This is a genomic window from Buttiauxella cochleicola (assembly GCF_021282405.1).
GTDB classification, from domain to species: Bacteria; Pseudomonadota; Gammaproteobacteria; order Enterobacterales; family Enterobacteriaceae; genus Buttiauxella; species Buttiauxella massiliensis.
Genome location: NZ_JAJSOU010000021.1, coordinates 20,870 through 34,804 on the forward strand (window position 1 = coordinate 20,870; position 13,935 = coordinate 34,804).

At 48.9% G+C, this 13,935-nt stretch carries 12 protein-coding genes; 9 read left to right on the forward strand and 3 right to left on the reverse strand.

Going from position 1 to position 13,935, the window contains the following annotated elements; genetic code table 11:
• Positions 1-161 precede the first annotated feature (161 nt).
• Positions 162-1,637, forward strand: a complete 1,476-nt coding sequence (gene ilvC / locus LVQ79_RS20580) for a ketol-acid reductoisomerase (protein ID WP_232866453.1) — start codon at positions 162-164, stop codon at positions 1,635-1,637.
• A gap of 170 nt (positions 1,638-1,807) precedes the next feature.
• Here the strand turns inward: ilvC and ppiC are convergent, their stop codons facing one another.
• Positions 1,808-2,089 (reverse strand): peptidylprolyl isomerase PpiC, encoded by a 282-nt coding sequence (gene ppiC / locus LVQ79_RS20585; protein ID WP_064515151.1) that lies wholly within the window; start codon positions 2,087-2,089, stop codon positions 1,808-1,810.
• Between the two features lie 278 nt (positions 2,090-2,367).
• Here ppiC and LVQ79_RS20590 point away from each other — a divergent pair, with 278 nt between their 5' ends.
• The 4 genes from LVQ79_RS20590 (at position 2,368) to rep (ending at position 6,678) form a co-directional block, all read left to right on the forward strand.
• Positions 2,368-3,060, forward strand: coding sequence for a Crp/Fnr family transcriptional regulator (locus LVQ79_RS20590; RefSeq protein ID WP_233338077.1), 693 nt, complete (start codon positions 2,368-2,370; stop codon positions 3,058-3,060).
• 27 nt (positions 3,061-3,087) lie between these two features.
• Positions 3,088-3,837, forward strand: a complete 750-nt coding sequence (locus LVQ79_RS20595; RefSeq protein WP_232866500.1) for a nucleoside phosphorylase — start codon at positions 3,088-3,090, stop codon at positions 3,835-3,837.
• On the forward strand, positions 3,837-4,565 hold the full coding sequence (pnuC, locus tag LVQ79_RS20600; protein WP_232866456.1) for a nicotinamide riboside transporter PnuC: 729 nt from the start codon (positions 3,837-3,839) through the stop codon (positions 4,563-4,565). Before LVQ79_RS20595 ends, pnuC begins: the two co-directional genes overlap by 1 nt.
• A gap of 91 nt (positions 4,566-4,656) precedes the next feature.
• A complete protein-coding gene (gene rep, locus LVQ79_RS20605; RefSeq protein WP_232866459.1) occupies positions 4,657-6,678 on the forward strand; it encodes a DNA helicase Rep in 2,022 nt (673 codons plus the stop codon).
• Position 6,679: 1 nt separating this feature from the next.
• Here rep and gppA read toward each other — a convergent pair whose 3' ends face one another.
• Together gppA and rhlB are read right to left on the reverse strand one after the other, a co-directional pair.
• Positions 6,680-8,164 carry a guanosine-5'-triphosphate,3'-diphosphate diphosphatase gene (gppA, locus tag LVQ79_RS20610; RefSeq protein ID WP_232866462.1) on the reverse strand — a complete coding sequence of 495 codons (1,485 nt, stop codon included), beginning with the start codon at positions 8,162-8,164 and terminating at the stop codon, positions 6,680-6,682.
• A 6-nt stretch (positions 8,165-8,170) separates the two neighbouring features.
• On the reverse strand, positions 8,171-9,442 hold the full coding sequence (gene rhlB, locus LVQ79_RS20615) for an ATP-dependent RNA helicase RhlB (RefSeq protein ID WP_034461719.1): 1,272 nt from the start codon (positions 9,440-9,442) through the stop codon (positions 8,171-8,173).
• 118 nt (positions 9,443-9,560) lie between these two features.
• Here rhlB and trxA point away from each other — a divergent pair, with 118 nt between their 5' ends.
• The 4 genes from trxA (at position 9,561) to wzzE (ending at position 13,925) form a co-directional block, all read left to right on the forward strand.
• Complete coding sequence (trxA, locus tag LVQ79_RS20620) at positions 9,561-9,890, forward strand: thioredoxin TrxA (RefSeq protein WP_034461718.1); 330 nt, start codon at positions 9,561-9,563, stop codon at positions 9,888-9,890.
• A 358-nt stretch (positions 9,891-10,248) separates the two neighbouring features.
• Entirely contained in the window at positions 10,249-11,508 is a 1,260-nt protein-coding gene (gene rho, locus LVQ79_RS20625; protein WP_034492237.1) for a transcription termination factor Rho, read from the forward strand.
• 252 nt (positions 11,509-11,760) lie between these two features.
• Positions 11,761-12,852 carry a UDP-N-acetylglucosamine--undecaprenyl-phosphate N-acetylglucosaminephosphotransferase gene (wecA, locus tag LVQ79_RS20630; RefSeq protein ID WP_134187791.1) on the forward strand — a complete coding sequence of 364 codons (1,092 nt, stop codon included), beginning with the start codon at positions 11,761-11,763 and terminating at the stop codon, positions 12,850-12,852.
• Positions 12,853-12,875: 23 nt separating this feature from the next.
• A complete protein-coding gene (wzzE, locus tag LVQ79_RS20635; RefSeq protein ID WP_232866463.1) occupies positions 12,876-13,925 on the forward strand; it encodes an ECA polysaccharide chain length modulation protein in 1,050 nt (349 codons plus the stop codon).
• Positions 13,926-13,935: the final 10 nt, after the last annotated feature.

Here is a 13,935-nt window from a genome sequence, read left to right on the forward strand (position 1 = left end):
ATCAGCCCTCGTTTTCACGTTGCAAAAACTGCAACGTCACGTTGTTAATATATCAATTTCAGCAACGCATTTCCTGTCATATAGTGAGTTCATTATCGCAAGCAAGACACGGCTGGCGAACCTTACAAAGCACAACACAACAATTACGGAGTACCACCACGATGGCTAACTATTTCAATACTTTGAACCTGCGTCAGCAGTTGGCGCAACTGGGTAAATGTCGTTTCATGGGCCGTGCAGAATTCGCCGATGAAGCAAGCTACCTCAAAGGCAAAAAAGTCGTCATCGTCGGTTGTGGCGCGCAAGGTCTGAACCAGGGTCTGAACATGCGCGATTCCGGTCTGGACGTGGCTTACGCTCTGCGTGCAGAAGCTATCGCTGAGAAACGTGCTTCATGGCGTAAAGCGACCGAAAACGGTTTTAAAGTGGGTACTTACGAAGAACTGATCCCGCAAGCGGATCTGGTTGTTAACCTGACGCCAGACAAACAGCACTCTGCGGTTGTTAAGGCTGTTCAGCCGATGATGAAAGACGGTGCAGCATTGGGTTACTCCCACGGTTTCAACGTGGTTGAAGTGGGCGAGCAAATCCGTAAGGACATCACCGTGGTGATGGTTGCGCCAAAATGCCCGGGTACTGAAGTTCGTGAAGAATACAAACGTGGTTTCGGTGTTCCGACGCTGATTGCGGTTCACCCGGAAAACGATCCGAAAGGCGAAGGCATGGCCATCGCTAAAGCCTGGGCTGCAGCAACTGGCGGCCACCGTGCGGGCGTTCTGGAGTCTTCCTTCGTGGCAGAAGTTAAATCTGACCTGATGGGTGAGCAAACCATTCTGTGTGGAATGCTGCAGGCCGGTTCTCTGCTGTGCTTCGATAAGCTGGTGGAAGAGGGCACCGACCCGGCATACGCTGAAAAACTGATTCAGTTCGGCTGGGAAACCATCACCGAAGCGCTGAAACAAGGCGGTATTACTCTGATGATGGACCGTTTGTCCAACCCGGCGAAAGTCCGTGCTTATGCGTTGTCTGAACAATTGAAAACCATCATGGCTCCATTATTCCAGAAACACATGGACGACATCATCTCCGGCGAATTCTCTTCCGGCATGATGGCTGACTGGGCAAATGATGATAAGAACTTGCTGACCTGGCGTGAAGAGACCGGCAAAACTGCCTTCGAAACCGCTGCACAGTTTGACGGTAAGATTTCTGAGCAGGAATACTTCGATAAAGGCGTTCTGATGATCGCAATGGTGAAAGCGGGCGTTGAGCTGGCGTTTGAAACCATGGTTGATGCGGGCATCATCGAAGAGTCTGCTTACTACGAATCTCTGCACGAGCTGCCGCTGATTGCCAACACCATCGCACGTAAGCGCCTGTACGAAATGAACGTGGTTATCTCTGATACCGCTGAGTATGGCAACTACCTGTTCTCTTACGCAGCAGTTCCATTGCTGAAAGAGTTCATGACAACTTTGCAAGCGGGTGACTTGGGTAAAGAAATCCCGGCTGGTGCGGTTGATAACGCGCAACTGCGTGATGTTAACGAAGCGATTCGTAACCACGAAATCGAAACCGTTGGCAAGAAACTGCGCGGCTATATGAAAGATATGAAGCGTATTGCAGTAGCAGGATAATACCCCGTCGTCTTTCGATTCGCCGCTGTGTTGGCGGCGCTCGTACACCCCAGTCACATAGTTGTCTATGCTTCCGGGACTGTACTTACTTGCCGCCTGGCTGCAAATCGAAATCCATAGGGGTATAGCATTGATACAGGCCCGGTACGCTTAACGCTACCGGGCTTTTTTTAGTTGCGGTATAACACTTTGATAATGTGGTAACCAAACTGAGTATGCAGCGGGCCATATGGCTCCAGCAGCGGGCAGGAGAAAACCACTTTATCGAACGCCGGAACCATCTGGCCCTGACGGAATTCACCTAAGTGACCACCTTTTTTGCCTGATGGGCAGGTGGAATGCTTTTTAGCCAGTTTCTCAAAGTCGCCGCCAGCTTGAAGCTGCGCCAAAATTTCCTGAGCCAGTTTTTCTTCCTTAACAAGGATATGCAATGCTGCCGCGGTTTTTGCCATGATAGTGCCTTGATTGGGTGAATATAAATCTGGCCGCAATAATAGCATGCGTCATGTGATAGCCAAATTTGGTTTATTTTCCTTTTACTTTGCAATAATCCCTTCTTTACCAGTACCAGTCTTTCAGCCGTCGGGCATATGCACTTTGGCGTAGCAGGACAGATGTCCCATCCGATTGAAGGAATCGGGAGGTGGGCAACCTTTTTAAAGGCCTTCTCCCCATTACGCAGGACACCCGTCCTGTCTTTCCCGTTATGGAGAGCGCTATCATAAATATAATGAAAGAGACTGAATTTTCAGATGGTTGGTTATCAGGGCTGACACAGGTTGTGCGTGATCCAGTGCTGTATGAACTATTAAAAAATTGCCCACTGGAGATTATGCAGCGCTGGATTTTTGAAGAAGTGCCTCGTGGAGCAATGCTTTGCCGACAGGGGGATAAATGCCAGCGTTTTTCATTAATTGTTGCAGGTGAAGTTGATGTCTTCTTTGAAGCTGAGGATGGCCGCCGTTATCGGCAGGCTCGTTACTACAAAGGTGACATGTTAGGTGAGCTGGAAATATTTGAATCACGGCATTACATCTGTTCCGTTTCTGCTGTCACTAATACGCAAATATTGAGCTTATCTCAGACACATTTTTGCCGTTGGTTGGAGCTCGATAATTATTTTAACCAGCGGATGCTACGATTTTTCAGCCAGCAATATTACCAGCTGTCCAGGAAGGCCAGCAGCGACAATCTTTATTCACTTCATCAGCGGGTATGTCAGGCGCTCTGGCTGCAGTTTCAACAGCAGAAAACGACTGAAATATTTATTGATAAACAAAATATCAGTCAGGAGTTTGCGGCCACAACGCGCAGTGTTAATCGCATTTTACATGACCTGAAATCGCTTCGGATTATTGATACTGAAGGAGAAAGAGTTGTATTGCTGGCCCCTGAGCAACTCAGGCAGGAGGCTGATATCTAAATAAAGGAAAAGATAAGGAGAGGGATGATGTCGCTTCAGCCACATATTCGGCTTGATCATAATATGACGAGTGCGAAGTACGCTTTGTTACCCGGTGATCCAGATCGCGTAGATCGTATTGCCAGTTTTCTGGATAACCCTAAAAAACTGGGGCAAAACCGTGAGTTTCGGGCCATGAGCGGCTGGTATCAGGGTATTGAAATTCTAGTGCTATCCACGGGGATCGGTGGCCCATCGACGGCGATAGCTATTGAGGAACTGTGCCAGATTGGTGTGAAAACGATGATTCGTATTGGCAGTTGCGGTGCGTTGCAAGATAGCCTGGCACTGGGGGATATCGTTATCGCTCACGGAGCCGTCGCGGATGACGGCACCAGCAGAACCTATGCACCAGCTTGTTACCCGGCCTGCGCCGATCCGCTGTTAACCGCAACACTAGTTCAGCAGGCAAAGCAGATGGGCATCCCCGCCGTTTATGGGTTGGTGCGTAGCCATGACAGTTTTTATACTGATCGAGAAGTGCTGCTGGATGCGGAATGGTCAGCAAGGGGGATCCTGGGCGCGGATATGGAGAGTGCGGCGTTGATGGTTGTTGGAGCATTACGCGGGCTGCGCACAGCGTCACTATTGAATGTGGTTGTCGAACATAACGGTTGCCTTGATAGCAGTATCAACGACTACGTGCAGCAGGAAACTTTGTGTCTGGAGGGTGAAGAACGCCAAATCCTGCTGGCACTACGCGCAATCTATGCTGATAGTCAGCAAGGAGAAGAATAATGGATTTTTTCAGTATTAACAATGTGATGGTCTCGATCCCTTTGGGTGAAGGTGGCTATGCACTATCGTGGATTGAAGCGATTGGTACACTGTTTGGTTTGCTATGTATCTGGTTCGCCAGCAAGGAAAAAATCATCAACTATTTGTTTGGGTTGATTAACGTCACGCTGTTTGCGGCTATCTTCTTTCAGATTCAGCTTTATGCCAGCTTGCTGCTGCAAGTGTTCTTCTTTGCCGCCAATATTTATGGATGGTACGCGTGGAGTCGGCAGACCGAAAATAATGAGGCCACGCTCAAGGTTCGTTGGTTATCTCGTCAGCAAACCGCCGTACTGGGTGCGATTTGTATTGTGGCAATTTTGTTGATGACGTTATTTATCGACCCGGTGTTTGCGGCGCTAACCTACATGATGATTTCCGTCTTGCAGGCTGTGGGTATTTCCGTAGTGATGCCAGAGCTGCAACCTGATGCGATGCCGTTCTGGGACTCAACCATGCTGGTGCTTTCGATAGTGGCAATGGCGCTAATGACCCGTAAATATGTGGAAAACTGGCTGCTGTGGGTCGTGATTGACGTGATAAGCGTGGTTATTTATGCCATTCAAGGTGTTTACGCGATGTCGCTTGAATATGTTTTGCTGACGGCAATTGCGGTGATGGGTTCCTGTAGCTGGGTCGCCCGTGCAAAACGTAATGGCTATGCGCCTCTGGCTTCTGCCTCCTCCTGATTTTTCGGGCAGCTCGATTGGGCTGCCCGCTGCACCATCTGCACCACTTCTGCTACAATCCTTCCCCCGTTCGAAGATTGAGCAATACATCATGCGTTTAAACCCTGGCCAACAACAAGCCGTCGAATTTGTCACAGGACCCTGCCTGGTCCTGGCGGGCGCTGGTTCCGGCAAAACGCGTGTTATCACCAATAAAATGGCGTATCTGATCCGCGAATGCGGTTATCAGGCTCGCCATATCGCCGCCGTGACTTTTACCAACAAAGCAGCGCGTGAGATGAAAGAGCGTGTGGCGCAAACGCTGGGGCGCAAAGAAGCTCGCGGTCTGCTGATCTCCACGTTCCACACGTTAGGGCTTGAGATAATCAAACGTGAATTCGCCGCTCTCGGCATGAAGTCTAACTTCTCGCTGTTTGACGACACCGACCAGATGGCGTTGCTAAAAGAGCTGACGGAGGGTTTGCTCGAAGACGATAAAACGTTATTGCAACAATTGATCTCGACGATCTCAAACTGGAAAAACGATCTGCTGACCCCGTCGCAGGCCGCAGCGCAGGCGAAAGGTGAACGTGACCGAATCTTTGCCCACTGTTATGAGCTTTACGATACGCATTTGAAATCGTGCAACGTACTGGATTTTGACGATCTGATTTTGCTGCCAACGCTGCTTTTACAGCGCAATGAAGAAGTGCGCGAGCGTTGGCAAAACCGCATCCGCTATTTGCTGGTGGATGAATACCAGGATACCAACACCAGCCAGTACGAACTGGTGAAGCTGCTGGTGGGCGCGCGAGCAAGGTTTACCGTAGTGGGCGATGACGACCAGTCGATTTACTCCTGGCGTGGCGCACGACCACAAAACCTTGTTTTGCTAAGCCAGGATTTCCCGGCGCTTCAGGTCATTAAGCTTGAGCAGAATTACCGTTCTTCCGGGCGCATTCTGAAAGCGGCAAACATTTTGATCGCCAATAACCCTCACGTGTTCGAAAAGCGGCTGTTTTCGGAGCTGGGTTACGGCACCGAATTAAAAGTGCTGACCGCGAACAGTGAAGATCATGAGGCCGAACGCGTAACTGGCGAGCTTATTGCCCATCACTTCATCAATAAGACCAACTACAAAGATTACGCCATTCTCTATCGCGGGAATCACCAGTCGCGCGTGTTTGAAAAAATGTTGATGCAAAACCGCATTCCTTATCGTATTTCTGGTGGAGCTTCATTCTTCTCACGTCCTGAAATCAAAGATCTGCTGGCCTATCTGCGTGTGCTGACCAACCCGGATGACGACAGCGCATTCATGCGGATTGTGAATACGCCGAAACGTGAAATTGGTCCGGTTACGATGCAAAAACTCGGTACCTGGGCAACTCAGCGTAATAAAGGTTTATTTGGCGCAAGCTTTGATATGGGTTTGAGCCAAACGCTAAATGGTCGTGGTCTTGAGTCGTTGCAGCGTTTTACTCATTGGTTACGCGATGTGGCAACGCTTGCTGAGCGTGAACCTATCGCAGCGGTACGTGATTTGATTCACGGCATCGACTACGAAAGCTGGCTGTATGAAACCTCCCCCAGTCAGAAAGCCGCCGAAATGCGCATGAAGAACGTTAACCTGCTTTTCAGCTGGATGACGGAAATGCTTGAGGGTTCAGAAATTGATGAGCCGATGACGCTGACTCAGGTCGTCACACGCTTTACCCTGCGCGATATGATGGAACGTGGCGAGAGTGATGAAGACACAGACCAGGTGCAATTAATGACCCTTCATGCCTCGAAAGGGTTGGAGTTCCCGTACGTATTTTTAGTCGGGATGGAAGAGGGCATTCTGCCGCATCAGAGCAGCATCGACGAAGATAATATTGATGAAGAGCGCCGCCTGGCTTACGTGGGGATTACTCGTGCACAGAAAGAGCTAACCTTCACGCTTTGCAAAGAGCGACGTCAGTATGGTGAACTGATCCGCCCGGAACCGAGTCGTTTCTTGCTGGAATTACCCCAAGATGATTTGCAGTGGGAGACTGAACGTAAAGTGGTATCGGCGGAAGAACGTATGACGAAAGGGCAGAGTAATGTCGCCAACATCCGTGAAATGCTGGCAAAAGCGCGTAAAAGCTGAGTTATTTAATTATCAAAGGCCAGTGGACATAACTTTGCCACAGGCTTTCTTGTTCCAGCAGTTCAGCACCTAGAGGGTGGCATTCCAGCCACTTTTCAGGAAGCTCGAGATTTAAGGTTTCACCCTCAACTTTCAGAGTAATTTGCGGCAAGATATCGTCCCGTCTGCGGCTGGCGAAGATAATAGCCAGACGTAACAAGCGACAGAGATGTTCCGCAATACGAGGTGGTACGGCGTTTTGCTGGTGGAGAGAAGAGAGATCGACTGGGTTTGTCTGGTTCAACATTAGCGTTGCCAGCAGCTTTTTCTGCGCTGGTGTATATCCCGGAAGATCAAGATTCTTCACCAGATAGGCGGCATGTTGCGGCGCCTGTTTGAAATCAACACTCAGGCCAATTTCATGCAGCAATGCTGCACTGCTGAGCATTTCTATGCTGAGTGGAGTGAGATTCCATGCATCCGCGACCTGGTTTGCAAGAGCTTGAGCCAACTGTTGGACACGTTCTGCCTGGCTGGTATCAACCATAAAACGGCGCTGAATATTCCGCACTGTGCGGCTGCGGATTTCCTGATTCACCGTCAAATGAAGCATTCCGTAAACCAGGCCTTCGCGCAATGCGCCACCTGCAAGTGTCATACATTCTATTGATAACTCTTCAAAGATAGCGATCAAAATTGCCAGCCCGCTTGGAAAAACCAGCGCTCTTTCCAGCGTTAAGCCTTCGATTTCCAGCTCTTCAAGACGCCCGCATTGAATGGCTCGTTGCTTCAGTTGTTGAAGTTTTGCGAGCGTAATGCGTTCATCCATGCCTTGCGCCATCATGATTTCTTGCAGTGCTTGCACGGTGCCTGACGCACCGACACACACTTTCCAACCGTGGTGTTTTAACCGGTCGCAAATTGGCCTGAGAACCTCTTTTGCAGCGCTTTCGGCAGTATCGAAGTTTTCTTTGGCAAGATTTCGGTCACTGAAAAAACGCTCAAGCCAGGTCACGCAACCCATCGATAAGCTAAAGAGTGCGGTGGTTTGCGCCCCCGAGCCGGTAACCAGTTCTGTGCTGGCACCGCCGATATCAACTACTAAGCGTTGATCGGCACCGCCTGTCGTATGGGCAACACCCTGATAAATCAGACGTGCTTCTTCTTCACCATGAATAATTTGCACCGGGCAGCCGAGGATTTTTTCAGCCTGCTGGATGAATTCACTGGCATTCGTGGCAAGGCGGAGTGTCGCGGTTGCGACAACGCGAATTTGGGTTTGAGGAATATCTTGAAGACGTTCAGCGAACAAGCGCAGGCATTGCCACCCGCGCTCCATTGCTTCACGTGAAAGCGTATTGTCGCTGCTTAAACCAGCAGCAAGGCGTACTTTTCGCTTAATCCGGGCAAGGGTTTGTATGCTCCCTGCCACCTCACGTACAACCAACATATGAAAGCTATTAGAGCCTAAATCTATTGCAGCATACAGCGAGGTGGAGCTGAGCATAAATTTTTAACCTGTGCGACGGCGATTACCGCGAGGAGCGCCACCATTACGGCGAGGACCGTTACCCGGACGGGCGCGAGTCAGACGCTTCGGTGGAGGAAGTTCGCTTAACAGTGCTTCAGTTTTGTATTTGCTGACTGGAATTGAGTGACCAATGTAAGTCTCAATCGCAGACAGGTTCAACGCATAATCTTCACACGCAAGGCTAATGGAATGACCACTTTCGCCAGCACGACCGGTACGGCCAATACGGTGAACGTAATCTTCGCAGTCATCAGGAAGATCGTAGTTGAAAACGTGTGTCACTAACGGGATATGCAAGCCACGCGCTGCAACGTCGGTTGCAACCAGAATATCGAGGTCGCCACGGGTAAATTCTTCAAGAATGCGCAGACGTTTTTTCTGAGCAACATCGCCGGTCAGCAAACCAACACGGTGCCCATCGGCTGCAAGGTGACCCCAGATATCTTCACAACGGTGTTTGGTGTTGGCAAAGATGATGGCGCGATCTGGCCACTCTTCTTCGATGAGGGTCTGCAGCAAACGCATTTTCTCTTCGTTAGAAGGGTAGAACAGCTCTTCCTGAATGCGGTGACCGGTTTTTTGCTCCGGCTCGACTTCCACGTATTCCGCGTTGTTCATTTGCTCGAATGCCAGTTCACGCACACGGTAAGAGAGTGTGGCGGAGAACAGCATGTTCAGGCGTTGAGTGACTGGCGGCATACGGCGGAACAACCAGCGAATATCTTTAATAAAGCCCAGATCGTACATGCGATCGGCTTCATCCAGCACCACAACCTGAATTGCGCCTAAGTTAATGTGGTTTTGCTTGGCATAATCAATCAAACGACCAGTTGTGCCGATAAGAATATCAACACCGCTTTCCAGCACTTTAAGCTGTTTATCGTAGCCGTCGCCACCGTACGCCAGGCCGAGTTTAAGGCCGGTCGATTGTGCTAGTGGCTCTGCATCAGAGTGAATTTGGACTGCCAGTTCACGAGTCGGCGCCATAATTAAGGCACGCGGCTGGTTCACCTGGCGATTCTCTGGAACCGGGTGAGAGAGTAAATAATGGAACGTTGACGTTAAAAACGCCATCGTTTTGCCAGTACCGGTTTGCGCCTGCCCTGCAACGTCACGATTCGCTAGTGTCAGCGGTAGTGCCAGTGCCTGAATAGGGGTGCAGTTATGGAACCCTTTATTTTCAAGGGCTTCAATCACCTTAGGGTGCAGTGCGAAGTCGGAAAACTTCTGTTCGGTCAAATGTGTTTTGCTCATAGTGTGGTAGAATATCAGCTAACTATTGCTTTACGAAAGCGTATCCGGTGAAATAAAGTCAACCTTAAGTTGGTTAATGCTACACCAACAAGGTAGACATAATCCTGCGGAGTAGAACATGAGCGATAAAATTATTCACCTGACTGACGACAGTTTCGACACGGACGTGCTAAAAGCTGATGGGTTGATCCTGGTTGATTTCTGGGCAGAGTGGTGTGGTCCATGCAAGATGATCGCCCCGATTCTTGATGAAATCGCTGATGAATATCAGGGCAATCTGACCGTTGCTAAACTGAACATCGATCAGAACCCGGGCACGGCACCAAAATATGGTATCCGTGGTATCCCAACTCTGTTGCTGTTCAAGAACGGTGAAGTGGCTGCGACCAAAGTTGGCGCGCTGTCCAAAGGCCAGTTAAAAGAGTTCCTCGACGCTAATCTGGCATAATGGAATCTCAGCCGGTGCGTGCGTGGTTCGCAATTTTTTGTGAGCCGCTGGACGCCCGGCGTCAGTCATGCTAAGTTACTTTTACTGCATTTAGAACTTGTCTTGTAGTTTGAATCTTTGTAATACCCAATGCTTCCAGTTTCTCTTCACTAAGACGCTGTTTTACAGTGAACATACGGTCGCATAATCGATTTCGGGCGTATCACCCATTCCGTCGTGTCGTTTCAGTTCTGCGTTTTTCCTATGACCAGGCAGCGATAAGACATGTGGTGGTGGCCATTAAACAGGCATGGATGATCCTGCCATACCATTCACGATACATGTTCGAGATTTACCCCGAGTTTAAGAACCCACCATTATGAATCTTACCGAATTAAAGAATACGCCGGTTTCTGAGCTGATTACTCTCGGCGAAAATATGGGGCTGGAAAACCAAGCCCGTATGCGCAAGCAAGACATTATTTTCTCCATCCTGAAGCAACATGCGAAGAGTGGTGAAGATATCTTTGGTGACGGTGTACTGGAGATATTGCAGGACGGATTTGGTTTCCTCCGCTCTGCAGACAGCTCCTACCTCGCCGGTCCTGATGATATCTACGTTTCTCCCAGCCAAATCCGCCGTTTCAACCTCCGCACAGGGGATACCATCTCCGGTAAGATTCGCCCGCCGAAAGAAGGTGAGCGTTACTTTGCACTGCTGAAAGTTAACGAAGTCAACTACGACAAGCCGGAAAACGCGCGTAGCAAAATCCTGTTTGAAAACTTAACCCCGCTGCATGCTAACTCTCGTTTACGCATGGAACGTGGTAACGGTTCTACCGAAGACTTAACTGCACGTGTACTGGATCTGGCATCGCCAATCGGTCGCGGCCAGCGTGGCCTGATTGTGGCACCGCCAAAAGCCGGTAAAACCATGCTGCTGCAAAACATTGCAACCAGCATTGCATATAACCACCCAGACTGCGTGCTGATGGTTTTGCTGATCGACGAACGTCCTGAAGAAGTAACCGAGATGCAGCGTCTGGTTAAAGGCGAAGTGATTGCTTCTACCTTTGATGAGCCAGCATCACGCCACGTTCAGGTTGCCGAAATGGTTATCGAGAAAGCGAAACGTCTGGTTGAGCATAAGAAGGACGTTATCATTCTTCTCGACTCCATCACTCGTCTGGCCCGTGCGTACAACACCGTTGTACCTGCATCAGGTAAAGTATTGACTGGTGGTGTGGATGCTAACGCCCTGCATCGTCCAAAACGCTTCTTCGGTGCTGCACGTAACGTAGAAGAGGGTGGTAGTCTGACTATCATCGCTACAGCGTTGGTTGATACCGGTTCTAAAATGGATGAAGTTATCTACGAAGAATTTAAAGGTACCGGCAACATGGAACTGCATCTGGCGCGTAAAATCGCTGAGAAGCGTGTGTTCCCTGCTATTGACTACAATCGTTCAGGTACACGTAAAGAAGAGTTGCTTACTACCCAGGAAGAACTGCAGAAAATGTGGATCCTGCGTAAAATCATCCACCCAATGGGTGAGATTGATGCAATGGAATTCCTCATCAACAAGTTAGCGATGACGAAAACCAACGAAGACTTCTTTGATATGATGAAGCGCTCGTAAGTAACAAAAACTCGGGGAACGCCACGCTTAGACGTGGCGTTTTTCATTTCTGGTATATACGATATAGCTGTAATGATCGCAGCTAAGCACATAATTGTGGCAAGGAATGCCATTATGTTATTTACAGCAATGCTGGATGATGTTGTTTGAATAATAACCAGGTTGTTCAAGGATTAGATGTATATAACCATTGGACGGGGTAGACTTCAAAGAAGTTGTCCTTGACCTTTTATTTTGCAGAGAGCTTGCACTGTGAATTTAATCACCGCTGGAACTGACCTGGTTTGTATTTTTTTATTCACCACTATCTTTCTTTTTTTTGCGCGCAAAGCGGCAAAAAAAATCGGTCTGGTAGATAAACCCAACTTCCGTAAACGCCATCAAGGACTCATTCCTTTGGTCGGCGGTATCTCGGTTTATGCTGGGATCTGTTTTACTTTTCTGATTGCTAACTACTATATCCCGCATGCATGGCTTTATTTGATATGTGCTGGAGTGCTGGTATTTGTCGGCGCCCTGGATGACCGTTTTGATATCAGTGTAAAAATTAGGGCTTCGGTTCAGGCTTTAATCGGCATTGTGATGATGGTGGTCGGAAAATTGTACCTGCTCAGCCTCGGCTATATTTTTGGCTCGTGGGAAATGGTTCTCGGCCCGTTCGGTTATTTTTTAACCTTATTTGCGGTTTGGGCCGCAATAAATGCTTTCAACATGGTTGACGGTATCGACGGTCTGCTGGGTGGGCTTTCTTGCGTATCCTTTGCGGCAATGGGGATTATTCTTTATTTCGATGGGCAATTGAGTTTGGCTATGTGGTGCTTCGCAATGATTGCTGCCATCCTGCCTTATATTCTTTTAAACCTTGGGATACTTGGTCGTCGCTATAAAGTCTTTATGGGCGATGCGGGGAGTACTCTTATTGGTTTTACCGTCATCTGGATCTTGCTTGAAACTACGCAGGGCAAAACTCATCCTATTAGTCCTGTCACCGCATTATGGATTATTGCCATTCCATTGATGGACATGATTGCCATCATGTATCGTCGACTACGCAAGGGTATGAGTCCATTCTCACCAGATCGCCAGCATATTCACCATCTGATTATGCGAGCCGGTTTTACTTCTCGGCAGGCATTCGTACTCATCACAGCAGCAGCAGCTCTGCTTGCGTCAATTGGCGTAGCGGCTGAATACATGCATTTCATTCCAGAATGGGTCATGTTGGCATTATTCTTGCTTGCATTTGTTCTCTATGATTACTGTATCAAACGAGCCTGGAAAGTTGCTCGTTTTATAAGACGTCATAAGCGTCGGCAACGTAGAAATACCAGCAGTATTTCTTAATTCTGAAAGTAGTCGGGGAAGTGATGAAACAAAACGTGCCAGGAAGTAATCCGGGAATGGTGGACAACGAGTTGGACATTCGTGGTTTATTCCGGACACTGTGGCAAGGAAAGCTGTGGATTGTTGGTCTGGCAGTGTTATTTGCGGCCATTGCATTTATCTACACTTTCTTTGCCAAGCAGGAGTGGAGTGCTAACGCGATAACCGATCGCCCAACAGTTAACATGATGGGTGGGTATTATTCGCAACAGCAATTCCTGCGCAATCTTGATGCAAAAGCTAATATGGTTTCCGTCGATCAGCCTTCGGTGATGGATGAAGCCTATAAAGAGTTCATCATGCAGTTATCTGCATATGATACTCGTCGTGATTTTTGGCTTCAGACCGACTATTACAAACAGCGTCAGGTTGGCAACAGTAAAATTGATGCCGCGCTGCTAGATGAACTAATTGATAATATTCAATTTTCAGCTGGCGATTCCACACGCAATATCAGCGATAGCGTGAAACTCATTGCAGAAACAGCTGCTGATGCGAATAACTTGCTGCGCCAGTACGTCGCTTTTGCCAGCCAGCGTGCTGCGAGTCATCTTAACGAAGAACTGACGGGCGCCTGGGCTGCTCGTACAATCCAGATGAAAGCACAAGTTAAGCGCCAGGAAGCGGTGGCTCAGTCAATTTTCGACCGCAAAGTGCACAGTGTGGAACAAGCGCTGAAGATTGCGCAGCAGCAAAATATTGCAAAGAGTGAAACAGAAGTTCCCGCCGACGAGTTGCCTGATTCTGAAATGTTCATGTTAGGACGCCCTATGCTGCAAGCTCGTCTTGAAAGCCTGCAAGCTGTTGGTCCGAGTTACAGCATCGACTACGACCAGAATCGAGCCATGCTGGCGACTTTGAACGTTGGGCCAACGCTTGACGCACGCTTCCAGACATATCGCTATTTACGTACCCCTGAGGAACCTGTGAAGCGTGATAGTCCACGCCGGGCATTCTTGATGATTATGTGGGGTATGGTTGGGGCCCTGATTGGCGCGGGTGTGGCATTAGCTCGCCGTCCAAAATATTTGTAACGCCCTTACC

Coding starts and splice junctions, on each gene's coding strand:
- ilvC (WP_232866453.1), top strand. CDS start 162: ATGGCTAACTATTTCAATACTTTGAACCTGCGTCAGCAGTTGGCGCAA.
- ppiC (WP_064515151.1), bottom strand. CDS start 2,089: ATGGCAAAAACCGCGGCAGCATTGCATATCCTTGTTAAGGAAGAAAAA.
- LVQ79_RS20590 (WP_233338077.1), top strand. CDS start 2,368: ATGAAAGAGACTGAATTTTCAGATGGTTGGTTATCAGGGCTGACACAG.
- LVQ79_RS20595 (WP_232866500.1), top strand. CDS start 3,088: ATGTCGCTTCAGCCACATATTCGGCTTGATCATAATATGACGAGTGCG.
- pnuC (WP_232866456.1), top strand. CDS start 3,837: ATGGATTTTTTCAGTATTAACAATGTGATGGTCTCGATCCCTTTGGGT.
- rep (WP_232866459.1), top strand. CDS start 4,657: ATGCGTTTAAACCCTGGCCAACAACAAGCCGTCGAATTTGTCACAGGA.
- gppA (WP_232866462.1), bottom strand. CDS start 8,164: ATGCTCAGCTCCACCTCGCTGTATGCTGCAATAGATTTAGGCTCTAAT.
- rhlB (WP_034461719.1), bottom strand. CDS start 9,442: ATGAGCAAAACACATTTGACCGAACAGAAGTTTTCCGACTTCGCACTG.
- trxA (WP_034461718.1), top strand. CDS start 9,561: ATGAGCGATAAAATTATTCACCTGACTGACGACAGTTTCGACACGGAC.
- rho (WP_034492237.1), top strand. CDS start 10,249: ATGAATCTTACCGAATTAAAGAATACGCCGGTTTCTGAGCTGATTACT.
- wzzE (WP_232866463.1), top strand. CDS start 12,876: ATGAAACAAAACGTGCCAGGAAGTAATCCGGGAATGGTGGACAACGAG.